This window comes from Aeromonas sp. Y318-1, from assembly GCF_027706125.1.
Classification (GTDB): Bacteria; Pseudomonadota; Gammaproteobacteria; order Enterobacterales; family Aeromonadaceae; genus Aeromonas; species Aeromonas hydrophila.
In genome coordinates this window covers 111,321-135,467 of record NZ_JAPDCM010000010.1, presented here as the reverse complement: position 1 = coordinate 135,467, position 24,147 = coordinate 111,321, and the positions used below count along the sequence as shown (strand labels likewise).

Sequence of the window (24,147 nt, the reverse complement as noted above, 5' to 3'; positions counted from 1 at the left end):
GGGTAGGAAAGCAGCGGCAATGGGGGTAGGGTGAAGAGGTGGCCAGGCAATGAGGAGGCTGCTCATGCTCAATTATCGGTTACTTCAACAACTTGCACCGCTCAACTTCCGGGATGAGAGCAAAACCGAGGCCCTGCCGGACTATCTGGCACGGGTCGCCCCGCTGGTGCCCTTCATTCCCGACAATGTGCTCTCCCAGTGGATTTACCGCCATTGGCGCGGTTTTGAATCCAACTGGAGCTTTATCGATCTCGCCCGCCACCAGTTCGAGTGTGAAAGCTGGCCGACCGCCAGGATCATCGAGCAGACCGGTTCCCGCCATATGGAGGTGGTCGAACGCTGGGGCGAGATGCTGAGGCACAACCGTTACGTCCGCCGCTCCTGGCTCGGGGAGTACATGCTGAGCCAGGGTACCTGGTCCGAACCCATCATAGTGCTGGCATCGGCGGCGGGCAGCAGCTACCCGGACGGTCACCCGCTGCCACAACCCTATTGTCTGCTGGAGGGACACCACAGACTCGCCTATCTGCGCAGCATGGCCGAAGATGCGCAGCCATTGCAGGCCGAGCACCAGGTGTGGGTTTGCCGGCCAGTTCACGACAGTTAAACGTTTTTCCGCGCAAATCTTGCCTTTGAAATAAATTTTTGACAATTCAAAATGCGACTCTATAATCTGTCCGGTTTGAAAAAAGGTCAGGACAGGACAATGCAGTTTTTGCTGAAAAAAACAGCCTTGCAGACGGGTGGAGCGCACCAGAGCGGCCCCGTTGTTTCCGGTTCCCGACCCACAGATCCCCAATTGTTTTTAAAAAAAGCCCCTGTTTCAGGGGCTTTTTTTTGTGCCCGAAAAACCTTCATTGATGTCAAAGGGAATGCAGACGATGACCAATCCACTCTATAAGAAACATGTCATCTCCATTTCGGACCTGACCCGGCCCGACATGGAACTGGTGGTCGCAACCGCACAGCGGTTGAAGGCCGAACCCGACACCCGCTTGCTGAAAGACAAGCTGGTTGCCAGCTGCTTCTTCGAAGCCTCCACCCGTACCCGCCTGTCGTTCGAGACCGCGGTCCAGCGCCTGGGCGGCAACATCATCGGCTTCGCCGACGGTGGCAACACCAGCGCCAAGAAGGGCGAGACCCTGGCCGACTCCATCAAGATCATCGGCTCCTACACCGATGCGGTGGTGATGCGTCACCCGAAAGAGGGCGCCGCCCGCCTCGCCTCCGAGTTCTCCCGGGTACCGGTCATCAACGGCGGTGACGGTTCCAACCAGCATCCGACCCAGACCCTGCTCGACCTCTTCTCCATTCACGAGACACAAGGCAAGCTGGACGGCCTCAACGTCGCCTTCGTCGGTGACCTCAAGTACGGCCGCACCGTGCACTCGCTGGCCCAGGCCCTCAGCCTGTTCAACTGCCGCTTCTTCTTCATCTCGCCGGAAGCGCTGGCGATGCCGGATTACATCTGCGAGGAGCTGGAAGAGAAAGGCATCCAGTTCAGCGTGCACGAGACCATGGAAGAGGTGATGCCGGAGCTCGACATCCTCTACATGACCCGGGTCCAGAAAGAGCGCTTCGACGAGACCGAATACAAGCACATGGCCGCCAAGTTCGTGCTGGAAGTGGCCACCCTGGAAGGCGCCAAGCCCACCATGAAGATCCTGCACCCCCTGCCCCGCGTCGACGAGATCGACGTCGCGGTCGACAAGACCCCCCACGCCTACTACTTCCAGCAGGCGGAGAACGGGGTTTATGCACGCCAGGCGCTGCTGGCTCTGGTACTGAACGAAACCGTCTAAGGGAAAGGGGTATATCATGTCCGAGAAGAACCAACTGCAAGTCGAAGCCATCCGTCACGGCTCCGTCATCGACCACGTCCCCGCCGGCCAGGGCATCAAGATCCTCAAGCTGTTCCAGCTGATCGAGACCCAGGAGCGCATCACCGTCGGTTTCAACCTGAAATCCGGCGCGCTGGGCAAGAAGGATCTCATCAAGATCGAGAACACTCGCCTGACCGAACAGCAGGCCAACCAGCTGGCGCTGTTCGCCCCCAAGGCGACCGTCAACATCATCGAAGACTTCGCCGTGGTGAAGAAACACCAGCTGGAGCTGCCGGAGTTCATCGCCGGGGTATTCCACTGCCCCAACTCCAACTGCATCTCCCACAACGAGCCGGTGGACAGCTACTTCCGGGTGCGCGAGGTGAAAGGCGTGGTGCGGATGAAGTGCAAGTACTGCGAGAAGTCCTTCACCCAGGACATCGTCAGCGAGCGCTACTGATAGCCAGACTCAAAAGATATCCAGGTGGGCCCCAAGGGGCCCATTTTTGACCCCTGTCACATCACCAAATAACCAGTTGGTTATAATTTGCCATCCAAACAGAGCTATTCCCGCTCATTTCCTGCCAGTGCATTGATTGCCAGTATTTTTTGCTGATATTCAGCGAATGCGGCAGATATCGAGCGTTTACCGTCGGTCATCATCAAAGGAATTCGCCGTGGTCAAAACCCTCAGTCGTCCCGTGGAACAAGAGCCCGATCTGGCCCAGCTGGATGCCTGTCGCCAGATCATCGGCCAGCACTGCTACAGCACCCAGGAGGAGATCCGGCGCGAGCTGTCGGAGCGCGGTTTCGCCGACATCAGCCAGTCCACCATCTCCCGCCTGCTGCGCCGGCTCGGCGTGGCCAAGGCCCAGAACGCCAACGGCAAGAAGGTCTACACCCTGGTGGACGAGCAGCTGGAGCCCGCCGGCAGTACCCGCTCCATCCACGACATGGTGCGCGAAGTGGTGCACAACCAGCAGATGGTGCTGATCCACACCACCCCGGGTGCCGCCACCGTGGTGGCCCGCCTGCTGGATCGCAACGCCAATCCCGAGATCATGGGCGCCGTCGCCGGCAACGACGTGGTGCTGGTCGCCCCGCGCCACATCAGCCGCACCCGTCAGGCCCACGCCGCCGTGGTGCGCACCCTGGCCCAAGCCCGCTAAGCCCTCTCCCCCGAAGAGATCGAGGCGACCAGAAGGTCGCCTTTTTGTTGCCGCTGATCTTCGCCAAGGATGGTTCATCCTCACCCGTTCTCCCCTCACCACGGCTTGAATCGTTATGAATCAGCCATAAAAAACGGGAGCCAGTGGCTCCCGTCTTCAGCTTTCTCTTCGTTGTGGATCAGAGCACTGCACCCAGGCTCAGGCAGACCACGATCAGCACGGTCAGCAGGCCGAGCAGCGGCGCCACCCATTTCAGCCAGCGTACGTAGGGCACCTTGGCAATCGCCAGGCCACCCATGACCACGGCGGAGGTCGGGGTCACCAGGTTCACCAGGCCGGAGGCGGACTGATAGGCGGTGACCACCAGCTCGCGACCCACGTTGGCGAAGTCGGCCAGCGGCGCCATGATCGGCATGGTCAGCACGGCCAGGCCGGAGGAGGACGGCACCAGGAAGGAGAGCACCACTTCCAGCACGAACATCACGTTGATGAACACCACGGTGGAGAGGCCGGTCACGATCCCTTCTGCGCTGTGCAGTATGGTGTGAGTGATCATGCCGTTGTCCATCACCACCACGATACCGCGGGCGATACCGATGATGAGGGCGACGCCGAGCAGGTCGCGGGCACCATCGATGAAGTTGGAGGTCAGCTCCTCTTCACTCATGCGGGAGATGACACCGACGATGATGGCGGCGGCCAGGAACACACCGGAGATCTGCGCCATCCACCAGCCCAGCACGGCCACCCCGTAGATCATCACGGCGAAGGCGGCGACGAAGATACCCAGCACGATTTTACGGGTCAGGGTGAACTCCAGCATCTGATCGCTCTTGTTGCCAAGGAAGTGGGCACGGTTCTCTTCCCACTTGTCAGCCACCAGGGATTTGCTCGGGTCGTTGCGCACCATCTTGGCGTAACGCATCACATAGGCAACACAGAGCAGCCAGCCGGCAACCAGCATGGCGACGCGCAACCAGATGCCGTCGGTGAAGGAGATACCGGCCGCGTTGGCGGCAATCACGGTGGCGAACGGGTTGATGGTAGAGCCCAATGTACCGATACCGGCCCCCAGCAACACGGTTGCGGCAGCCACCACCGGGTCAAAGCGAGCGGCCATCATCACCGGCACCAGCAGGGTGTAGAACGGCAGCGACTCTTCCGCCATGCCGTAGATGGTGCCGCCCGCGGCGAACAGCGCCATCAGGATCGGGATCATCCACTCTTCACGGCCGCGCAGACGGTCGGTTACACGCTCGATACCGGCATCGATGGCACCGGTCTTGGTCACAATGCCAAGAAAACCACCGATGATCAGGATGAACAGGGAGACGTCGATGGCGCCTGCCTGATAGGTGTCATGGTTATAAAGACCGTCGATAGGTGCCAGCAGCACGTCGACGATCCCCTGGGGATTGCCCTCCACCAGTTTGTAGGTACCAGCCACCGGCACTTCCTTGCCGAGGGCTTCGTTCATGGTCATTTCATATTTGCCGGCCGGCACTATCCAGCTCAGGGCGGCCACCAGGGCGATCAGCACGAACAGTATCGTGTAGGCTGACGGGAACTTGAATTTGGTCATGGTCCAGCTTCCTTCTGTGGGTGTGGTATCCATGCAGGCTGCGGGTCGTAGGGTTAGAGGTATTATGCCGCTGTCACATGGTCGAAAAGCCGGGGGTCACCCCCCGGCACCACTACTGCGACCTTAGTCGCCCAGCGTAGCAACCATCACTGCCTTGATGGTGTGCATCCGGTTTTCGGCCTCGTCGAACACGATGCTGTGCTCGGATTCGAACACGTCCTCGGTCACTTCCAGGCCTTTCATGCCATATTTGTCAGCCACTTCCTTGCCCATGGTGGTCTCATCGTTGTGGAACGCCGGCAGGCAGTGCATGAACTTCACATCCGGGTTCTTGGTGGCGTTGATGACATCCATGTTGACCTGATACGGGGTCATCAGTTTGACGCGCTGATCCCAGGCTTCTTTCGCTTCACCCATGGAAACCCAGACGTCGGTGTAGAGGAAGTCGGTACCCAGCACACCCTCTTTGACGTCTTCGGTCAGGGTGATGCGTGCGCCGGTCTCTTCGGCGATCAGGCGGCACTTGGCAACCAGTTCTTCTTCCGGCCAGAAGGCTTTCGGCGCAACCAGGCGGATGTCCATGCCCATCTTGGCGGCACCGACCATCAGGGAGTTGCCCATGTTGTTGCGGGCATCGCCCAGGTAGGCGAACTTGATTTGATCCAGACGTTTGCCCTTGCCGTGCTCCAGCATGGTCATGAAGTCGGCCAGGATCTGGGTCGGGTGGAATTCGTTGGTCAGGCCGTTCCAGACCGGTACACCGGCGTAGGCACCCAGCTCTTCCACGATCTCCTGACCGTAGCCACGGTATTCGATACCGTCATACATGCGACCCAGTACCCGGGCGGTGTCCTTCATGGACTCCTTGTGACCAATCTGGGAACCGCTTGGGCCGAGGTAGGAGACTTGCGCGCCCTGGTCGAAGGCCGCCACTTCAAACGCACAGCGGGTACGGGTGGAGGTCTTCTCGAAGATCAGGGCAATGTTTTTGCCGGTCAGGTGTTTACGCTCATAGCCACCGTATTTGGCTTTCTTCAGGTCGATGGCCAAGTCGATCATGTATTGGATTTCGCGCGGGGTGAAGTCCAGCAGTTTCAGGAAGTTACGGTTACGCAGATTAAAAGCCATGATGAGTTCTCTCTATATTTGTTCAGACCAATTTAGGCAGTAGTGTTGACTACGCATTCTTCAGTACAGATTTGTTCAAGCCACGTAGGGCAGTAGCACTGGCTACGCATTCTTCAGTACAGATTTGTAACTACGCATTCACGGTACGGGTAGCGACGATATTGGTACCGGCTTCGCCCTTGAGGATGGCCAGGCCATCTTCCAGCGAACCGATGCCGACCATGCCGCCGGTCGCTTTGACAAATTCACAGGAGGCTTCGACTTTCGGTCCCATGGAGCCGGCATCGAACTTGACCCCGGCCAGCTCGTCCGGGCTGGTGATCCGCAGCGGACGCTGGGTCGGTTTGCCCCAGTCCAGATAGACGGCATCGGCATCGGTCAGGATCAGCAGGGCGTCGGCCTTGATCTGCTTGGCCAGGTAGGCGGCAGACATGTCCTTGTCGATGACGGCTTCGATGCCGGTCAGGCTCTGGCCATCCCAGGTCACCGGAATGCCACCACCACCGGTACAGATGATGAGGTGACCCTGGGCGATCAGGGTTTCGATGGCGTCGCCTTCGACGATGCGCTGGGGCAGCGGGGACGGCACTACACGGCGGAAGAACTTGCCGTCAGCCTTGACCACCCAGTGCTTCTCTTCTGCCAGGGTGCGGGCTTCCGCTTCTTCGTAGACGGGACCGATAAATTTGGTCGGATTGGCAAACGCCGGATCCTTGGGATCGACCTGCACCTGGGTCAGCAACGCGGTGACGTTGCGGCTCGGCATCAGGTTTTTCAGCTCCTGGATCAGCATGTAGCCGATCATGCCCTGAGACTCGGCACCCAGCACATCCAGCGGATAGGGGGATACCTTGGTGTAGGCACTGTTTTGCAGGGCCAGCAGACCGACTTGCGGGCCGTTGCCATGCACCAGCACCACGTTGTACTCCTGAGCGATCAGGGCGATGGTCTTGGCGGCGGTGGCGATGTTCTTGCGCTGGATGTCAGCTTCGAGCGGCTCGCCACGACGGAGCAGAGCATTGCCACCCAGGGCGACGACGACAGTTGGTTTTTTCATGAGTGTTACTCTCGAGTCTTGGTATCTGTGGCGCCGGCCTCTTGCCGGCGCCACGCCGTCTTGTTAGATGCCGTCGCGTTCCATCGGGCAGCTCATGCAGCGGGCGCCGCCGCGACCACGTCCCAGCTCTTCACCCGGGATGGGCAGCACTGTGATGCCTGCCTTGTCGTACTTCTCGTTGGTGTAGGTATTGCGCTCGTAACCCACCACCACGCCGGGGCGCACGGTCAGCACGTTGTTGGCATCGTTCCACTGCTCGCGCTCGGCCTCGAAGGTGTCACCACCTGTGGTGATGAGCTTGAGCTGATCGACACCCAGTGCCTTCTCGATGGCGGTGACGAAGTAACCCTCTTCCTTGATGTTCATGCCGGTGGCACCGCCCGGAGTCAGGCTCCAGCAGTTCACATCCTTGCGGATGACTTCCGGATAAACGGAGAAGGTGTCTATGTCCATGTGGGTCATGACGGTATCCAGGTGCATGCAGCTGCGGTGTTTCGGCAGTTGCATGGCGATGACCTGCTTGGCCTGGCCGTGTTTGAACAGGCCGCGAGCCAGGTGCTCGACCCCTTGCGGTGTGGTGCGCTCGGACATGCCGATGAGCACGGAACCGCGGCCGATGACCAGCACGTCGCCACCCTCGATGGTGGAGTTGTCGTAGTCGCGATCTTCATCACCGAAGTATTTGATGAAGTCTTGGCCAGCGAACTGCGGGTGCCAGCGGTAGATGGCCTTCACGTGGTTGGTCTCGCGACGACGGGCGGCCTTGGCCATGGGGTTGATGGAAACGCCGCCATAGACCCAGCAGGAGGTGTCACGGGTAAACAGGTGGTTGGGCAGCGGCTCGATGATGAAGTCGGTCGGGGCGTGCATGCCGACGACCATGTTGACGCCGCTGTAGGGCATCTCGGAGTAGGTCAGGCCACCGGAGAGAATGCGGGCCAGTTCACGGTGCGGCATGTCTGCCAGGAAGCAGCGCACGTCGTTGGCAAAGGAGGTACCGAGGCGATAGTCGGAGACCTGATGTTGCAGCAGCCAGGTTTTGGCTTCCGGCACGTCCAGGGTTTCGGCCAGCAGATTGGTCAGCAGGAAAACTTCGACATTCTGATCGCGCAGTACCTGAGCGAATTTGTCGTGCTCCTGACCGGCACGTTCAACCGACAGGACGTCATCAAACAGCAGATCCTGGCAGTTGGAAGGAGTCAGACGCTTCAGACTGAGGTTGGGGCGGTGCAACATGACACGGCGCAATTGGCCAACTTCAGAACCTACATAAAATTTGCTCATGATTATATTCCGTCTAGCAGTGGTCCCTGCGAGTGATTGAATAGATTCCTTCTATTCATGCTCGTGGCTAAGGCGGGATATTCTTTATGTAGGGTAATCGGCTTGTGTTCTATCCTGCCCTTGCCTTTCGAGACCGAGGTTAGACCTGCGAATCACACCAAACTTAGACATTGATCACATTCACTTATAACTGAATAAAATCACGGTTTATTCTTTGATAGGGATAACAGAACTGACAATCTCCCATTCATCACCCTCGTTTAAATACGCACTTTTCATCGTGAATTTTTCATATTTCTTCTTGTTTCATTCATCCATCATATCTACTAAGGGATATATAGAAAAACAAAAAACCTTCAATTTCATAGAGATAAAAACAAAATCAACATTCATTGAATTTAATATGCAAAAAATTGAATTTTATGAGATTTCAAAGCGGTGATGCGGGGAAATAAATAGTCATTGCCTGCCTGCTCACTGAATAATCTGTTTGTTGTCCCAGATCATGGCATCTCGTCCAACCCGCTCGCGCAGGCCCGCTGCGGCGCACCTGCCGGCTCATCATTTATATGGATATGCACCCAGTCCGCATCTTGGCCGCTCATTTTTCAGGACGCCTGCCATCAGCTCTTTTCAAACTTTTTTCATTAGTTGAATTTATTTCAGCACCTTGCGTCACCAACCACCTCGGCTTAACTCAGAAAGTGATCAGGATCACACTCGTTTTATCACCAAGGAGATAACCATGAAGATCAAGTCACTGCTGTTGTTTGCCACCCTGCTGCTGCCCATGACCCCTGCACTGGTCAGTGCAGAAGGGGCGCCGGCCATGCCGCTGGTGGTATGCCAGGTCGATAAGGCTCCCCAGATGCTGGTGCCGGCCTATGTCTGTCAGTGGTATGGCGGCAGCCAGCACTATTGAGAGTGAGAGCCCAAGAGGAGGCCACCTCCTCTTGGCTTGTCATGGCCCAACCCCCTCCTATACTCAATGCAGCTGTTTTTCATAGGGATAGGAGACGGTCATGATCCTGCTGGTCGGTGGCGAAAAAGGGGGGAGCGGCAAGAGTTGCCTGGCCCAGAATCTGGCGGTTTACCTCAGGACCCAATTTCATGGCGAGGTGTTGCTGGTCGATTGCGATCCACAGCGCACCACCTCGGACTGGATCCAGGAGCGCAATGACAATCCGGACCTGCCCCAGATAAATTGTGTTCAGCTCTACGGCAACATCCGCAACGACCTGCTCAGCCTGAAGAACCGCTATGACTATCTCATCGTCGATTGCGGCGGCCAGGACAACCGGGCTCTGCGTTCCACCATGGCAGTTGCCACCCACGCCCTGATCCCGCTGCGCCCCAAACGCCGCGATCTCAAGACCTTGCCGCACATGGAAGACCTCATCACCACCTGCAAGATGGTCAACCCCAGCCTGCGGGCGGCCGTGGTGCTGACTCAGTGCCCTGCCCTCCCCAACCAGGTGAAGCGGATCCTGGAGGCCAAGGAGGTGTGCTCTTCCTTCGGTGTCGACGTACTCAACTCCATTACCTATGGCCGCAATGTCTACGATGACAGCGAGGAGAAGGGGTTGTCGGTGATGGAAATAGAACCGGATGGCAAATCTGCCGAAGAGATCCGGGCCATCGCCAAGGAGTTTCTGGAGCTGGGGGTGTGAGATGGGCCTTGCCGACCTGAAGAAGAAACACAACCTGCATCATCAGAAGAAGTTCACCATTGACGAGTTCATCGAAGATGCTGACTTCTACGCCAAGGGCAAACCCAAGGTTGTCAGCCTGGAGCTGAATCTTCATCGGGAGGAAGCCCTCACTGCACTCGCCTTCATCGAGAATGGTGAACACCTGAAACCCAGCTACAAAAAAGCGACCTTTTCCCTGAGTACCACCGCCATCGATGAGCTTGGCAGCCTGACCCAGCAGGATGGCATGAACAAATCCCTGTTGCTGCGTCTGTTTACCCATTACTTCTCCTCCTTGAGCCCGGAAGAACGCCAAACCATCTATGAACGGCTACGGGAACACAACTGACACGACAGTCGTGTCACTGATTATCACCCCCAGCTCCCCGCGCTCTGCTCCCCTTATCCCTTTCTGAACCCTGGTTAAACGGCGTGTGAGACATTCGCCATTCACCTCGTGAGCAAAGCGCCGAAAAAACTCTCGCGATAGTCGGAAGATAGGATCAAAAAACCTGAACACAAACAAAACAAAGCATTGATTTAAAATGAAATATATCGAAACAAGTTTCCTTCGTAACGAGATGCGTAAAAACGTTTTTCAATCTGCCGTTGTCGTGCCCCGTGAAATCCTTATAGTTACTCCTGCACGGACGCAATGAAGTCGGTCAGGAAGACTGGCTGCCAGGGTTGGGCAAATGGACTCACCACAGGATGTGGTAAAGGACACCTCCCAGGACGGAGAAAGTGCGACGGGAACGGATGACTCGTCAGGCCATGATGGCTAAAGGACACCCCAAAGGATTGGGAAGGGGAAACCTAAAGGAAGAGGTATAGTCAGGGATTGCAGGGAGCAACTTCGTTCAAGGACATGAGCGATAAGACTATCGGGGGCGACGCAAGTCGCCCCCATCTTTTTTGGCCATTTCTCTTCAGCGGCCAGCCTCCGGCATCTACTCGAGCCGGAAGTGGCCCACGATCTCCCGCAGCCTGTCGTAGGCCTGCTGCATCGCGGCTGAGCTGGCTACCGTCTCCTCCCCGTTGTGAGTCAGCTGGCGGATCACCTCTGCAATCGCACTCATGTTGCGATTGATCTCTTCGGCTACCGCACTCTGCTGCTCCGCCGCCGTGGCGATGTGGCTGATAAGATCGTTGATCTCCACCACCTCTCCCACCATCAGATCCAGCGATTCATTGACCCGGGTGGTGTTCTCGGCGGCCCCCTGGCAACTCTGTTTGGTGTTGCTCATGGCATCCACCACCGTCTGGGTACCCCGCTGCAGACTGACCAGCATGGTCTGGATCTCCGCCGTGCTCTGCTGGGTGCGAGCTGCGAGGGAACGCACCTCGTCCGCCACCACCGCAAAGCCGCGCCCCTGCTCGCCAGCCCGAGCTGCCTCGATAGCGGCGTTGAGGGCCAGCAGGTTGGTCTGCTCGGCTATGCTGCCAATCACGCCCAGTACTGAACCAATCTGCTGCACATCCTGCTGCATGGCTTCGATGGAGCGGGCTGTAGCCTCCACTTCGTCCACCAGCGCCATCACGCTGGCCATGGCCTGATCCACCACCTGACGGGACTGGCTCGCCAGCTGCTGGCTCTGGCCGGTCAACTGGGCCGTGCTGGCCGCACTCTCCGACACCGAGACGGCGGTACGGCTCATCTCGTTGATGGCGGTCACCACCTGCTCGGTCTCCCGCACGTGATCCGCCAGCAGGGACTGGGCGGCCCCGGTCTGGCTGGCCAACCCCTCGATACCGCTGTTGAGCTGGCCGCTGGCCTGCCGTACCTCGTTCATCATCTCCTGTAGCCGCTCGATAAAGCGGTTGATGCCGGCCGAAATCTGGCCCAGATCATCGGTACTGGTTACCGCCAGCCGACGGGTCAGGTCGCCACTGCCACGGGAGAGCTCCAGCACCAGATCCCGCAGCGAAAGGATGGGACGGTAGGCAAGATTGAGCGCCAGTACGGCGAGCACCATCACCACCACCGCCACCCCGAGCAACGCCATGATGATCTGGCCGTTGAGCGCCTGGGTCATGGTGCGGATGTAGTCGAGATCGATGTAGCCAGTCAGCGTCCAGCTGCTGCCACGGATATCCAGCGGATTGGGACGAGCCTCGTTCTCTCCCTGCGGCTTGCTGCTGTAGAGCACATTGCCCTGGCCATCGGCCAGCGAGAAGTAACGCCCCTCGCCGCTCACCTTCTCCAGCAGGTTCTTGAACTCGCTCATGTCGAGGTAATAAAGGTAGGCAGAATCGGCCCCTCGCGGCACCAGAATGGAGATGACGGGCTTGCCATCCACCTGCAGCAGCGGGCTGACGGTGATCTGGTTGTTGGCGGCGGGGATCAGCTTGCGCAGCGCATCGACCTTGGCCGTATCGTTGATGACCCCGCTCACGTCGAACGCCATGTCGCCAATAACCTTGACGATATTGTGAAAGCCGGTCTCTTCCAGCGTCTTCTTGACGTTGGTCACCCCGAAGTTGAGGTTGGCCGCCAGCAGGATTTTTTGATTGATGTCGCTGGCCAGCTTCTCTTTGACTAGGGAGATCTGCTCGTTGATGTTCTGGGTGGCCTGGGTGCGGATATAGGCGCTGATGAAGTGATTGACGCTGAACCAGGCAGTGCCGATGGTGACCAGAATGGCCAGCAGCAGCAAGACGTAAATCTTGACCTTGAATGGCATGGGATCCCTCCAGAAGAGAGGGCTGGCACTGCCAACCCTCTCTGCCAATCGTTATTTCTTCTTGGCGTACTTCATGGAGTCCAGCGCCACCGCCAGAATGATGATGCCGCCCTTGATAATGAACTGCCAGTAAGGGCTGACCCCGATATAGGTCAAACCATAGTTGATCAATGTAAAGATGAGTACCCCGGTGATCACCCCGGCAACCGTGCCCACCCCGCCGGCAAACGACACCCCGCCCACCACGCAGGCAGCGATGGCATCGAGTTCATACATGAAGCCGAGGTTGTTGGTGGCACTGCCGATCCGGCCTGCTTCCAGCATGCCGCCGAAGGCGTAGAACACCCCTGCCAACGCATAGATCATCACCAGGTTGACTGCCACGTTGACGCCGGAGACCTTGGCGGCTTCCGGGTTGCCGCCGATGGCGAAGATGTTCTTGCCAAAGCGGGTCTTGTTCCACAGCACCCAGACGAACACGCTGGCGATGGCGGCATAGAAGGTCAGATAGGATAGCTTGAAGCCGCCCAGCTTGATGAACCCCTGCGCGAAGCTGGAGAAACGAGGATCGAAACCGGCCACCGGCGAGGCCCCTACCGAGTCAAAGTAGAGGGAGTTGATGCCGTAGACGATGATCATGGTCCCCAGGGTGGTAATGAACGGAGTTACGTTCAGATAAGCCACGATGAGGCCGTTGACCAGACCTATCAGGGCTCCCACCACGCACACCAGCAAGATCACCGCCGGAATGGGCACTTCACCCAGGCTGGGAAACACCTTGTTGACGTTGGTCAGCGCCTGCAGCATGGTCGCCGCGATGAGCGCCGCCAGGCCAACCTGACGACCAGCCGACAGATCCGTACCCTGGGTGATGATGATGCCAGCCACCCCCAGCGCTATGATGACCCGTACCGAAGACTGGGTCAGGATGTTGCTGAAGTTGGTGAGACTCAGGAAGGAGGGTTCCTTGATCACGATGATCATGAGCAGCACCAGCAGCACCACGTAGATGCCGTTCTCCTTGAGCGCCCGCATCAGATTGAAATTTTTAGCCGACTCCATAAATGTCTTCCTGTCTCTAGAGGTACAGAGATGCCAGGCGCAGTATCTCGCTCTGGTCAGTTTCTTTGGTATTGACGATCCCGGCGACCCGGCCATTGCTCATGACCATGATGCGATCCGTGATGCCGAGCAGTTCGGGCATTTCCGACGAAATGATGATGATGCCCTTGTCCTTCTTCGCCAGCTCCAGGATGAGCTGATAAATCTCGAACTTGGCCCCCACGTCGATGCCGCGAGTCGGTTCGTCCAGCATCAGGATCTCCGGCTGGGTCAGCAGCCAGCGGCCGATGATCACCTTCTGCTGGTTGCCCCCCGAGAGGGAGCCGATCTGGGTCTGTTGAGTCGGTGTCTTGACCCGCATGGAGTCGATGACCCACTGGGTATCGCTCTTCATCTTGTTGTCGCTGAGCAGCCCCATGGAACCCTTGTAGTTGTCCATGTTGGCGATCAGGGAGTTGAAGGCGATGTCGAGGCGCGAATAGATGCCGGTGGAGCGCCGCTCCTCGGTCACCAGTGCAAAGCCGTTGCGGATCGCCTCGTGGGCATTGTGGTTCGCCACCGGCTGACCGTGCAGCTTGATGATCCCTTCACTGCGATCGCGGATGCCGAACAGGGTCTCGACGATGTCGGTGCGCTTGGCCCCCACCAGTCCGGCGATGCCGAGGATCTCCCCCTTGTGCAGGTTGAAGGTGATGTCCTGAATGGAGGGCTGGTTCTTCGCCGTCAGGTGCTCGACTTCGAGGATCACCTCTTTCGGCTGGTTGGTCTTCTCCGGGAAACGCTGGGTCAACTCACGGCCGACCATCATGCCGATGATCTGATCCATGGTCATGCCCTTGAGCGGCTGGGTCGCCACCCACTGGCCATCCCGCAATATGGTGATCTCGTCACACAGCTGGAAGATCTCTTCCATCTTGTGGGAGATGTAGACGATGCCGCAGCCCTTCTCCTTGAGCTTGTTGATGATCTTGAAGAGATGGCTCACCTCTTTCTCGGTCAGCGAGGAGGTGGGCTCGTCCATGATGACGATCTTGGCGTCATAGGAGAACGCCTTGGCGATCTCGATCATCTGCATCTGGGAGACAGAAAGGGTACCGACCTTGACCCTTGGGTCGATGTCGATGTCCAGCTCGTCGAAGATATGCTTGGTGTCCTGATACATCTTGCCGTGATCGACGAACAGCCCCTTGGTGGGATAGCGGCCGAGCCACATGTTGTCCATCACCGAGCGTTGCAGCACCAGGTTCAACTCCTGATGCACCATGGAGACACCATTCTCCAGCGCCTCTTTGGAGGAGGTGAAGTTGATTTCCTGCCCCTTGAAGAAGATCTTGCCCTGATCCTTCTCGTAAATGCCGAACAGGCACTTGAGCAACGTGGATTTTCCTGCCCCGTTCTCGCCCATCAACGCATGCACAGAATGAGGACGGACCCGTAAATTGACATTATCGAGTGCCTTGACGCCGGGAAAACTTTTACTGACGTCAATCATCTCCAACAGCCATTCTGATTGTTGCTGTGTTGTCATATCAGCCATCACATCTGGTTGAAACTGAGGGCAAGGGGAGACCCCTTGCCCGGGAGGAGGGAGTTATTCGAATTTGGACAGGTTGTCAGCATCGACACCAACGTAGGGAACACGCACAACCTTGTTGACGATGTTCCACTTGGTGCCTTCACCGGCCGCTTTGCCTTCTGCCAGGTTCTTGGTCAGCTCGTAAGTCGCCTTGGCCTGGTTGGCGGCATCGTTCAGCACGGTACCGGCCATGGCACCGCTCTTGACCAGTGCCAGCGCTTCCGGCAGAGCATCAACCCCGAATACCGGGATGGCAGTCTTGCCCTGGGCCTTCAGCGACTCGACGGCACCCATCGCCATACCATCGTTGTTGGCGATGACCACTTCGATCTTGTTGGCGTTGGGGCCGGAGATCCAGGCGTCCATCTTGTCCTTGGCCATGGCGGTATCCCACATACCGGTATCCATGTGCAGCTGCTCGGTCTTGATGCCGCCGTCGTTCAGGGTCTTGATGACGTAGGTGGTACGGGCTTCAGCATCGGGGTGACCCGGCTCCCCTTTCAGCAGCACGAACTGGATGACGCCATCCTTGTTCAGATCCCAGGCCGGGTTGGCTTTCCAGTGCTTGGCGATCAGCTGACCCTGGATGATGCCTGACTCCTTGGAGTCGGTACCCACGTAGTAAGCCTTGTCATAGCTGGCGAGATCGGCAGCGCTCGGCTCCTTGTTGTAGAACACCACGGGCACATCCTCACCACGGGCCTTCTCGATCACGACCGGGGCCGCAGCCGGGTCAACCAGGTTGATGGCCAGCGCCTTCACGCCTTTGGCCAGCAGTACGTCGACCTGATCGTTCTGCTTGGACTGGTCATTCTGGGAGTCATTCATCAGCAGCTCCACCCCCGGGTTGGCCGCCGCTTCCTTCTCGATTGCCTTGCGCACTACCGCCATGAAGTTGTCGTCGTATTTGTAGACGGTCACCCCGATGCGGGTTTCGGCATGAGCGGTGGCCCCAGCCATCAGGCTCATCAGTACGGCGGCAATGGTCGTGATCTTTTTCATTGTTATGCTCCGATCTCTCTATCTGTTTTTGTAGGGAATGCTGTACACCAAGTGAACTGGCGCCAGCCTAATGTAATCAGTTTGTTGTATGACAATCTGTGATCATGACAACAAAATGAAAACGTTTACACTCTGTTACATAGCAACAAATCAATTAAAAATCATGTAGTTATAGTTACCCACCAAGGATTAAGCCCTGAACGAGGCTCTTTCTTGTTAAGCAATCGCTCAGATTCAGCGTAGAACACAGTTCCAATAGTAGCCGCCCGGCTGCAACCAATATTCCGGCCGCACGCTCTGGCTCCAGGAGTCATCGCCCCCAATCCCCATATGAAAGCCATCGAGACAGAGGTGCAGCCCTCCCTCGGCCACCAGATCGGTCTGGTGGCGGGCCTGTGCCAGCTGCTGCTGACTGAAGCGGCTCAAGCTGAAATGGAACAGCCCTTCGACCTCGACACTACCCAGTTGCAGCTGGCGGGTGTCGCAGCGCAGTCCGTTGTCGGTCGGGAACACATACGCGGTGTGCAGCGCATCGAGCGACGACTGCCAGCGACCGAGGTCGGCAGCCAACAGGCGATCCGGGTAGTTCTCGTGCGGACCGCGCCCCAGCCAGCTCACCTCCTCCCCTGTCACCAGCACTTCGTCGGCCAGCCAGAGCCGGGCGCCGATGCGCGGCAGAGAGGGCATCTCGGCCGCTACCTCCACTTCGATGGCGAGGCGCATGGCTCCATCCTGATCGAACTGGTGACGCCAGCGGGTCAGCAGCTTGAGCGTATCGCCGACGAAGTAACCGTGGTGTACCGTCACAACCCCTTGGTCAGGGCTCACTACCAGATCGAGGCAGCGGTGCTGCAACTCATTGAGCCCAGCCTCCTGCCAGCGAGCGATCCAGGCGTTGGGATCGGCGTGGTCCGCCTCGCTGGTACCAATGTCGTTGTCGAGCGGTGCCCGATAGAAGTGATCGGCGATGGCCTCTTTCAGCTGCTCGCGGCCCAGCTTGCACCAGCTTTGGACGCGGCCGCTGGCCTTGTCCAGCCGCCACTCGCTGGCGGCCGCCCGGATCTGCCAGCCATCCGCCAGCTCAATAAAGGTGGCCGGCGTGCGGGCGACAGGCAGCGCCAGCGGCGCAGGCAACATGCATTGCTGGCGCGCCACCTCGTGACCGGCCGCTGACCAGTGCGTGGCAGCGGGCTGCACGATGGCGAGCTCCAGCCAGGCGAGCGCCCCCGGCGCAAAGGCCGGCAACCGTTCCAGCAGAGTCAGCCTCATGCTGCCCTGCGGTGCCAAGGTGAGTGGGCATTCACCCTGGCTCACCACCATGCCGTCTTCGCACAACCGCCACTGCAGCCGCTCGTTGTCCGTCTCGCGAAACAGGTATTCACTGCGGATCTCGACCGTCAGCGGCTGGCGCTCGAGCAGCCTCAACCCGAACTGCTGCTGGGCCCGCTTGGCCTCGAACAGGGCGGGATGGGGGGTGCGGTCGGGGAACACCAAACCGTTGCAGCAGAACTGGCGATCATTCGGGGTATCGCCGAAATCACCGCCATAGGCCCAGAAATGGCGGCCGTCATCGGTCAGCTTGTCCAGTCCCTGATCGACCCAATCCCAGACGAAACCACCCTGCAGCCGCGGATGATCACGAAATGCCTGCCAGTAGTGGGTATAGCCCCCCAGGCTGTTGCCCATGGCGTGGGCGTATTCACACAGGATCAGCGGGCGGGTCTCGCCCGGCAGGCCGATCCACTTGGCCAGCGCCCACTTGGGCACCGCCGGGAAGGGTTGATCCTGATGGGTGCGGGCATACATGGGGCAGATGATGTCGGTGGCCGGCGTATCGGCCCCGCCCCCTTCGTATTGCACCGGACGGCTCGGATCCGACTGCTTGACCCAGCCATACATGGCATCGTGGGCCGGGCCGTAGCCCGACTCGTTGCCAAGGGACCAGATGATGATGCTGGGGTGGTTGAAGTCGCGGGCCACCATGCGGGTCACCCGCTCCAGGAAGGCGTTGCTCCAGGCGGGATCCCGCGCCAGCCGCCCCATGGGGGTCATGCCGTGGGTCTCCAGGTTCGCCTCGTCCACCACGTAGAGACCGAGCCGGTCGCACAGCCGATAAAGCTCGGGGTGATTGGGGTAGTGAGAGCAGCGCACCGCGTTGAAGTTGTGCCGCTTCATCAACAGCAGATCCTGCTCGATGGCGGCGGGGGTCACCACATGGCCGTTGGCCGCATCGTGTTCGTGACGGTTGGCGCCGCGAATGAGCAGCGGCTGGCCGTTGACCCGCAGCAGGCCGCCACGGATCTCCACCGCCCGAAAGCCCACGTCATAGGCCTCGCTCTCGATAGGTTCCCCCTGCTCGTCCAGCAGGGTCAGGGTGAGGCGATAGAGGTGGGGGGTCTCGGCGCTCCATTTGCGCGGGGCCGCCACCTCGAGCCAGCACTCGGCGCGATCGTCATACGCCCCTTTCTCGTCAATGGCTTGCGTGCCGATCGGCTGGCGCAGGGTCGCCACCCGCTCACCGCCGTCATAGAGATTGGCCGCCACCGACAGACCAGCCCCATTGGCCGCCTGCAGCGCGATCTTGAGGCGGCCATCGCGATAGCAGGCGTCCAGCTCTGGGGTGACCCTAATGTCCATCAGATGACGGGCCGGTTTGTGCAGCAGGCTGACGGAGCGGAAGATGCCGCTCATGCGCCACATGTCCTGATCTTCCAGATAGGAGCCGTCGGACCAGCGCAGCACCAGCACTGCCAGCCGGTTGTCACCGCTGCAGAGGAAAGAGGTCAGGTCAAACTCGGCAGGCAGCCGGCTGTCCTGGGAGTAACCGACCCAGAGACCGTTGCAGAAGAGGTGAAAGGCGCTGTCCACCCCGTCGAAGATGATCCGGGTCTGACCGCTGGCGAGCCAGTCGGCCGGCACGCTGAAGTCGCGGGAATAGCAGCCGGTGGGATTCTCGGTCGGCACCCGCGGTGGATCGCACGGGAAGAGATATTTGATGTTGGTGTAGATGGGCACGTCTGTCGCAGGCCGCAACCCTGGGTAGGCCGCATCCAGCTGCCAGTTGCCCGGCACCTTGATGGGACAGGCATCCGGCAGATCCTCGACCAGCCAGTGCTCCGGCACCAGCTCGGGCGCCGCGAAGAAGGAGAAACGCCACTCCCCATCCAGCAGGGTGCGCGATGGTGAGGCGAGATCATCTCGCGCCGCGGCTTCGCTGCGCCAGCTGAACAAGGGGGTATGGGCAGGCAACCGATTCACTGCGGTAATCGCCTGGGTCTGCCAGTCCTGACGGGCCACTATCTCCCTGAGCATTCTTCTCTCTCCCTGCATGAACGCCGAAAACGTATGCAGTGTAGGGGAGTTTTGCCCGGTGATCGGCGATCTCGCTCACACAGATGTAAACGATTACACTGAATTTGTTAAGTAAAACAGGGTAAAAATGCGCTAAATGCAGGTAAAAGACCAAGGCTCCGGATCACGCGCCGCAAAAACGGCGATCCGGAGCGATAAACGGAGGTAAATGAAAGGGATCAGCTTCGAACGGGAGCCACCGAGTGGCGGTTGATCAGGGTCGGGGTGTAAATGCGGCTCTGCACCGCCTCGCTTTCGCCCGCCGCCAGCTGCAGTGCCAGCTTGGCCGCCTGGGCAGCCATCAGTTCAACCGGGTAGCGCATGGTGGAAAGCTTGGGGCGCAGGTATCTGGCATAGATGATGTCATCGAAGCCCACCACCGACACCTCCTCCGGCACCTTGAGGCCATTGTCCGCCAGCACCGAGATGGCCCCCGCTGCCATGGCATCGTTGTAGGCCACCACGGCTGTGATGGGCAGCCCCTTGGCCAGCAGGTTGAGCATGGCGCGCTCGCCGCCCTCCTCGTTGGGCATGCCGCTCTCCACCAGCTCGGGATCGGCGCGCAGCCCTGCCTCGGCCAGCGCATCCTGATAGCCCTGCAGCCGCAGGATGGCATCCTCGATGGCGTGATCCGAACTGAGGAAGGCGATGTGGCGGTGGCCCAGCTCCAGCAGATGGCGGGTCGCCGTGGCGGCCCCCTGCCGGTTGTTGAGGGCGATGCAGCGCCCCTTGAGCGCCGGGATGTCGCGGTTGATCAGCACCATGCCGGGCACCCGCAGCGCGTAGTCGATCAGCTCCTCATCGCTCAGCGCCTTGCTGTGCACCACCAGCGCCTCGCAGCGCTTGCCGATCAGCAGTTCGATGGATTCGCGCTCCTGCCGAGCCTTGTGAAAACCATTACCCATCAACAGGTGCAGACCCTGTTCCACCGCCACCGCGGCCACCCCCTTGACCAGGGCGCCGAAGAAGGGATCCGCCACATCGCCCACCAGCACCCCCATGGTGTCACAGGTCTGACTGACCAGTGCCCGCGCGTTGGCATTGGGGGTATAGCCCAGTTCGGCCATGGCCTTCTGTACCACCTCGCGGGAGGCGGCGCTGGCCTTGGGTGAGTTGTTCATCACCCGTGAAACCGTTGCCACCGATACGTTGGCCAAACGGGCGACATCCTTGATGGTACTCATGCTGTTTTCACTTATTTCACGGCTCGGGATGGCGCCATTATACCGAGCAATGTCACTGATAACAGGGGGGAAAACCATATTGCTGAAATGATGACCATCAAAACAAGTGTAATCGTTTACACGTATTTGTTAGCCAGTTCACAGTTTGCCCGCCGGCCCCTCGGCTAGACTCCTTCACAGGCTTTTTTCAGCGTGGAGATGAGGATGAAAGTACTGGTCACCGGCGGCTGCGGCTACATCGGCAGCCACACCTGCCTGGCACTGCAAGCGGCTGGCATGGAGCCCGTGGTGGTGGACAACCTCTGCAACAGCAAGGCGGGCGTACTGGCTCGCATCGCCGCCATCAGCGGGCGCGAGCCCCGCTTCTATCAGGGGGACATCCGTGACCCGGCTCTGCTGGATCGCATCTTCAGCGAGCAACGGATCGACGCAGTGATCCACTTTGCCGCCCTCAAGGCGGTCGGCGAGTCCACCCGCCTCCCCCTCGCATACTACGAGAACAACCTGAGCGGCACCCTGGTATTGCTGCAGGCGATGCAGCGGGCCGGCGTCCATAACCTGGTGTTCAGCTCGTCGGCCACCGTCTACGGCGACCCGGCCAGCACCCCCATCCGGGAAGATTTCCCGCGCAGCGCCACCAACCCCTACGGCCGATCCAAGCTGATCATCGAAGAGATCCTCGAGGATCTGCAGCGGGCGGAGCCGCACTGGAGCATGACCCTGCTGCGCTACTTCAACCCGGTCGGCGCCCACGAGTCGGGCACCATGGGGGAAGATCCCCAGGGGATCCCCAACAACCTCATGCCGTTTTTGACCCAGGTCGCCATTGGCCGGCGCAACTGCCTTTCCATCTTTGGTAACGATTACCCCACCGTCGACGGCACCGGTGTGCGCGACTACATCCACGTGATGGATCTCGCCGAGGGGCACGTCAAGGCGTTGCAGCACTGCGCCAGCAAGGGTGGCGTACACGTCTACAACCTGGGCACGGGCCAGGGCCAGAGCGTGCTGCAGATGGTCGCGGCGTTCGAGGCGGCCAGCGGCCGCCCCTTGCCCTATCGCATCGAACCAAGACGCCCCGGCGACATCGCCGAATGCTGGGCCGATCCCGCCAAGGCCGAGCGCGAGCTGGGCTGGCGTGCCCGGCGGGATCTGGCCGCCATGTGTGCCGACAGCTGGCGCTGGCAATCCGCCAACCCCCAGGGGTATGAGGCGTGATATCCGTTTTGCTCCCTTCTCCCGTCGCGGGAGAGGGGCCACAGATGAGAGGCGCCCCCGCCCTCATCACTGTCCGCAATACCTTTATTGAGCTTGAGGAGTGATGATGTTCAACCCGGTTGATCACCCCCACCGTCGTTTCAACCCGCTGACCGGCCAATATGTGCTGGTCTCCCCCCACAGAGCCAAGCGCCCCTGGCAGGGCCAGGTCGAGAAGGTGAGCCAGGCGCCGAGCCAGGCCCATGACCCCGACTGCTTCCTCTGTGCCGGCAACAAGCGCGTCACCGGCGACCAGAATCCCGACTATCGGGACACCTTCGTCTTTACCAACGACTTCGCCGCCCTGATGCAGGACACCCCGGCCGCCAGTGGCCAGCAGGATCCCCTGCTCAAGCTGGAAGCCGCCCGTGGCACCAGCCGGGTCATCTGCTTCTCGCCGGATCACGGCAAGACCCTGCCCGAGCTGCCCCTGCCTGCCATCGAGCAGGTGATCACTACCTGGATGGAGCAGGTGGCCGAGCTGTCGGCCCAGTGGGAGTGGGTGCAGGTGTTTGAAAACAAGGGCGCCGTCATGGGCTGCTCCAACCCGCACCCCCATGGTCAGCTGTGGGGCAGCGACTTCCTGCCCAATGAAATTGCCCGCGAAGAGCAGCACCAGCGCGACTGGCTGGCGGAGCACGGCCGCCCGCTGCTGGTCGACTACGTGGAGCGGGAGCTCAAAGACAGATCCCGTATCGTGGTGGAGACCGCACACTGGCTGGCGGTAGTTCCCTTCTGGGCGGCCTGGCCGTTCGAGACCCTGCTGCTGCCCAAGCGCCACGTTCCCTCCCTGCTCGACCTCACTCCCGAGCTGCAGCAGGATCTGGCCATTGCGCTCAAGGAACTCACCAGCCGCTACGACAATCTGTTCGAGTGCAGCTTCCCCTACTCCATGGGCTGGCACTTTGCCCCGCCCCGCTCCGACTGCCCAGAAGCGTGGCAACTGCATGCCCACTTCTATCCGCCGCTGCTGCGCTCCGCCACGGTGCGCAAATTCATGGTGGGCTTCGAGATGCTGGCCGAGACCCAGCGTGACCTTACCCCGGAACAAGCCGCGGAACGGCTGCGGGCGCTTTCCCCCATTCATTACAACCAGACCAATCAGGCCAACGAGGAGGCCCTATGACCCCGAGCCAGCGCGTCAGCGCCGTGTTTGCCGAGCAGTTTGAGCAACAACCCGACCTGCTGGTACGGGCCCCCGGCCGCGTCAACCTCATCGGCGAGCACACCGACTACAACGATGGCTTCGTGCTGCCCTGCGCCATCGACTACGAGACCTGCGTCGCCATCGGCCTGCGCGATGACAGCCTGGTGCACGTGATCGCCGCCGACTACGGCAACCAGCGCGACCTGTTCGATCTCGACCAGCCCATCGGCCACCATGCCGACCAGCGCTGGAGCGACTACATCCGCGGGGTGGTGAAGTACCTGCAGGAGCGGGGCTATCCGCTGCGCGGCCTCAATCTGGTGGTCTCCGGCAACGTGCCGCAGGGGGCCGGCCTCTCCTCTTCCGCCTCGCTGGAAGTGGCCATCGGCCAGGCCTTCAAGGAGGCGCTGGGGCTCACCATTACGCAGGCCGAGATTGCTCTCAACGGCCAGCAGGCGGAGAACCAGTTCGTCGGCTGCAACTGCGGCATCATGGACCAGATGATCTCCGCCAGCGGCAAACAGGATCATGCCCTGCTGCTCGACTGCCGCTCGCTGGAAACCCGGCTCATCCCCATGCCCACCGATCTGGCGGTGCTGATCGTCAACTCCAATGTGCGCCGCGGCCTGGTGGACAGCGAATACAACACCCGCCGCCAGCAGTGCGAAGCAGCCGCTCGTCACTACGGGGTCAAGGCGCTGCGCGATCTGGATCTGGCGGCGCTGGAAGCGGGCAAGACCGGGCTGGATGAGGTCTGCTACCGCCGTGCCCGTCACGTGGTGGGCGACAACAGCCGCACCCTGGCCGCCGCCGATGCGTTGGCGCAAGGGGATCTGGTGCGCCTCGGCGAGCTGATGGCCGACTCCCACGCCGCCATGCGCGATGACTTCGAAATTACCGTGCCCGCCATCGATGGTCTGGTGGAGATCATCAAGGCCAGGATCGGCACCGAGGGCGGCGTGCGGATGACCGGTGGCGGCTTCGGTGGCTGCGTGGTCGCCCTGCTGCACCCCGACAAGGTGGCCGAGGTGATCGCCGCGGTCGATGCGGAGTACCCGGCCCGCTTCGGCCTCAAGGCCGACAGCTACGTCTGCCGCGCCAGCGCGGGGGCGGGAAAACTATGAGCCCATTGATGATGCAGACCGACGGC

21 protein-coding genes are annotated in these 24,147 nt (G+C 59.9%); 11 read left to right on the top strand and 10 right to left on the bottom strand.

The window, feature by feature from the left end; genetic code table 11:
* Nucleotides 1-64: 64 nt before the first annotated feature.
* The 5 genes from OKB87_RS16030 (at nt 65) to OKB87_RS16010 (ending at nt 2,992) form a co-directional block, all read left to right on the top strand.
* On the top strand, nt 65-607 hold the full coding sequence (locus OKB87_RS16030) for a hypothetical protein (protein WP_016352300.1): 543 nt from the start codon (nt 65-67) through the stop codon (nt 605-607).
* A 99-nt stretch (nt 608-706) separates the two neighbouring features.
* Complete coding sequence (locus tag OKB87_RS16025) at nt 707-901, top strand: hypothetical protein (RefSeq protein ID WP_123785055.1); 195 nt, start codon at nt 707-709, stop codon at nt 899-901.
* A complete protein-coding gene (pyrB, locus tag OKB87_RS16020) occupies nt 882-1,802 on the top strand; it encodes an aspartate carbamoyltransferase (protein WP_016352301.1) in 921 nt (306 codons plus the stop codon). The genes OKB87_RS16025 and pyrB overlap by 20 nt, the downstream gene beginning before the upstream one ends.
* Nucleotides 1,803-1,818: 16 nt before the next feature.
* The gene (pyrI, locus tag OKB87_RS16015; protein WP_011707750.1) at nt 1,819-2,283 is read left to right on the top strand and encodes an aspartate carbamoyltransferase regulatory subunit; all 465 of its coding nucleotides are present in this window, start codon (nt 1,819-1,821) and stop codon (nt 2,281-2,283) included.
* Between the two features lie 217 nt (nt 2,284-2,500).
* A complete protein-coding gene (locus tag OKB87_RS16010) occupies nt 2,501-2,992 on the top strand; it encodes an arginine repressor (protein WP_016352302.1) in 492 nt (163 codons plus the stop codon).
* Between the two features lie 178 nt (nt 2,993-3,170).
* On the opposite strand, the gene OKB87_RS16005 is transcribed toward OKB87_RS16010, so the two are convergent.
* From OKB87_RS16005 to arcA, 4 genes are all read right to left on the bottom strand, one after another.
* Entirely contained in the window at nt 3,171-4,574 is a 1,404-nt protein-coding gene (locus OKB87_RS16005) for a YfcC family protein (RefSeq protein ID WP_011707752.1), read from the bottom strand.
* A gap of 123 nt (nt 4,575-4,697) precedes the next feature.
* The gene (argF, locus tag OKB87_RS16000; RefSeq protein WP_017409770.1) at nt 4,698-5,702 is read right to left on the bottom strand and encodes an ornithine carbamoyltransferase; all 1,005 of its coding nucleotides are present in this window, start codon (nt 5,700-5,702) and stop codon (nt 4,698-4,700) included.
* Nucleotides 5,703-5,832: 130 nt separating this feature from the next.
* The gene (arcC, locus tag OKB87_RS15995) at nt 5,833-6,759 is read right to left on the bottom strand and encodes a carbamate kinase (RefSeq protein WP_011707754.1); all 927 of its coding nucleotides are present in this window, start codon (nt 6,757-6,759) and stop codon (nt 5,833-5,835) included.
* A 63-nt stretch (nt 6,760-6,822) separates the two neighbouring features.
* Nucleotides 6,823-8,043, bottom strand: coding sequence for an arginine deiminase (arcA, locus tag OKB87_RS15990; RefSeq protein ID WP_011707755.1), 1,221 nt, complete (start codon nt 8,041-8,043; stop codon nt 6,823-6,825).
* Between the two features lie 745 nt (nt 8,044-8,788).
* Between arcA and OKB87_RS15985 the strand changes: the two genes are divergently transcribed.
* The 3 genes from OKB87_RS15985 to OKB87_RS15975 all read left to right on the top strand — a co-directional run bounded on the left by OKB87_RS15985 (nt 8,789) and on the right by OKB87_RS15975 (nt 10,083).
* Nucleotides 8,789-8,965 (top strand): hypothetical protein, encoded by a 177-nt coding sequence (locus OKB87_RS15985; RefSeq protein ID WP_175610347.1) that lies wholly within the window; start codon nt 8,789-8,791, stop codon nt 8,963-8,965.
* 100 nt (nt 8,966-9,065) lie between these two features.
* Nucleotides 9,066-9,713 (top strand): AAA family ATPase, encoded by a 648-nt coding sequence (locus OKB87_RS15980; protein WP_011707757.1) that lies wholly within the window; start codon nt 9,066-9,068, stop codon nt 9,711-9,713.
* 1 nt (nt 9,714) lies between these two features.
* Nucleotides 9,715-10,083, top strand: a complete 369-nt coding sequence (locus OKB87_RS15975) for a CopG family transcriptional regulator (protein WP_270827978.1) — start codon at nt 9,715-9,717, stop codon at nt 10,081-10,083.
* A 601-nt stretch (nt 10,084-10,684) separates the two neighbouring features.
* On the opposite strand, the gene OKB87_RS15970 is transcribed toward OKB87_RS15975, so the two are convergent.
* The 6 genes from OKB87_RS15970 to OKB87_RS15945 form a co-directional block, all read right to left on the bottom strand.
* Nucleotides 10,685-12,418 carry a methyl-accepting chemotaxis protein gene (locus tag OKB87_RS15970; RefSeq protein ID WP_270827977.1) on the bottom strand — a complete coding sequence of 578 codons (1,734 nt, stop codon included), beginning with the start codon at nt 12,416-12,418 and terminating at the stop codon, nt 10,685-10,687.
* A gap of 51 nt (nt 12,419-12,469) precedes the next feature.
* Nucleotides 12,470-13,480 carry a galactose/methyl galactoside ABC transporter permease MglC gene (gene mglC / locus OKB87_RS15965; RefSeq protein WP_011707760.1) on the bottom strand — a complete coding sequence of 337 codons (1,011 nt, stop codon included), beginning with the start codon at nt 13,478-13,480 and terminating at the stop codon, nt 12,470-12,472.
* A 16-nt stretch (nt 13,481-13,496) separates the two neighbouring features.
* Nucleotides 13,497-15,017, bottom strand: coding sequence for a galactose/methyl galactoside ABC transporter ATP-binding protein MglA (gene mglA, locus OKB87_RS15960; RefSeq protein WP_011707761.1), 1,521 nt, complete (start codon nt 15,015-15,017; stop codon nt 13,497-13,499).
* 54 nt (nt 15,018-15,071) lie between these two features.
* Nucleotides 15,072-16,058 carry a galactose/glucose ABC transporter substrate-binding protein MglB gene (mglB, locus tag OKB87_RS15955; RefSeq protein WP_011707762.1) on the bottom strand — a complete coding sequence of 329 codons (987 nt, stop codon included), beginning with the start codon at nt 16,056-16,058 and terminating at the stop codon, nt 15,072-15,074.
* A 234-nt stretch (nt 16,059-16,292) separates the two neighbouring features.
* Complete coding sequence (locus OKB87_RS15950; RefSeq protein WP_270827976.1) at nt 16,293-19,370, bottom strand: beta-galactosidase; 3,078 nt, start codon at nt 19,368-19,370, stop codon at nt 16,293-16,295.
* A gap of 218 nt (nt 19,371-19,588) precedes the next feature.
* On the bottom strand, nt 19,589-20,593 hold the full coding sequence (locus tag OKB87_RS15945; protein WP_011707764.1) for a substrate-binding domain-containing protein: 1,005 nt from the start codon (nt 20,591-20,593) through the stop codon (nt 19,589-19,591).
* A gap of 204 nt (nt 20,594-20,797) precedes the next feature.
* Here OKB87_RS15945 and galE point away from each other — a divergent pair, with 204 nt between their 5' ends.
* From galE to galK, 3 genes are all read left to right on the top strand, one after another.
* Nucleotides 20,798-21,811, top strand: a complete 1,014-nt coding sequence (gene galE, locus OKB87_RS15940) for a UDP-glucose 4-epimerase GalE (RefSeq protein ID WP_270827975.1) — start codon at nt 20,798-20,800, stop codon at nt 21,809-21,811.
* Nucleotides 21,812-21,917: 106 nt separating this feature from the next.
* Nucleotides 21,918-22,976, top strand: a complete 1,059-nt coding sequence (locus OKB87_RS15935; protein ID WP_029302305.1) for a UDP-glucose--hexose-1-phosphate uridylyltransferase — start codon at nt 21,918-21,920, stop codon at nt 22,974-22,976.
* Entirely contained in the window at nt 22,973-24,121 is a 1,149-nt protein-coding gene (gene galK / locus OKB87_RS15930) for a galactokinase (RefSeq protein WP_252376259.1), read from the top strand. The genes OKB87_RS15935 and galK overlap by 4 nt, the downstream gene beginning before the upstream one ends.
* Nucleotides 24,122-24,147 lie beyond the last annotated feature (26 nt).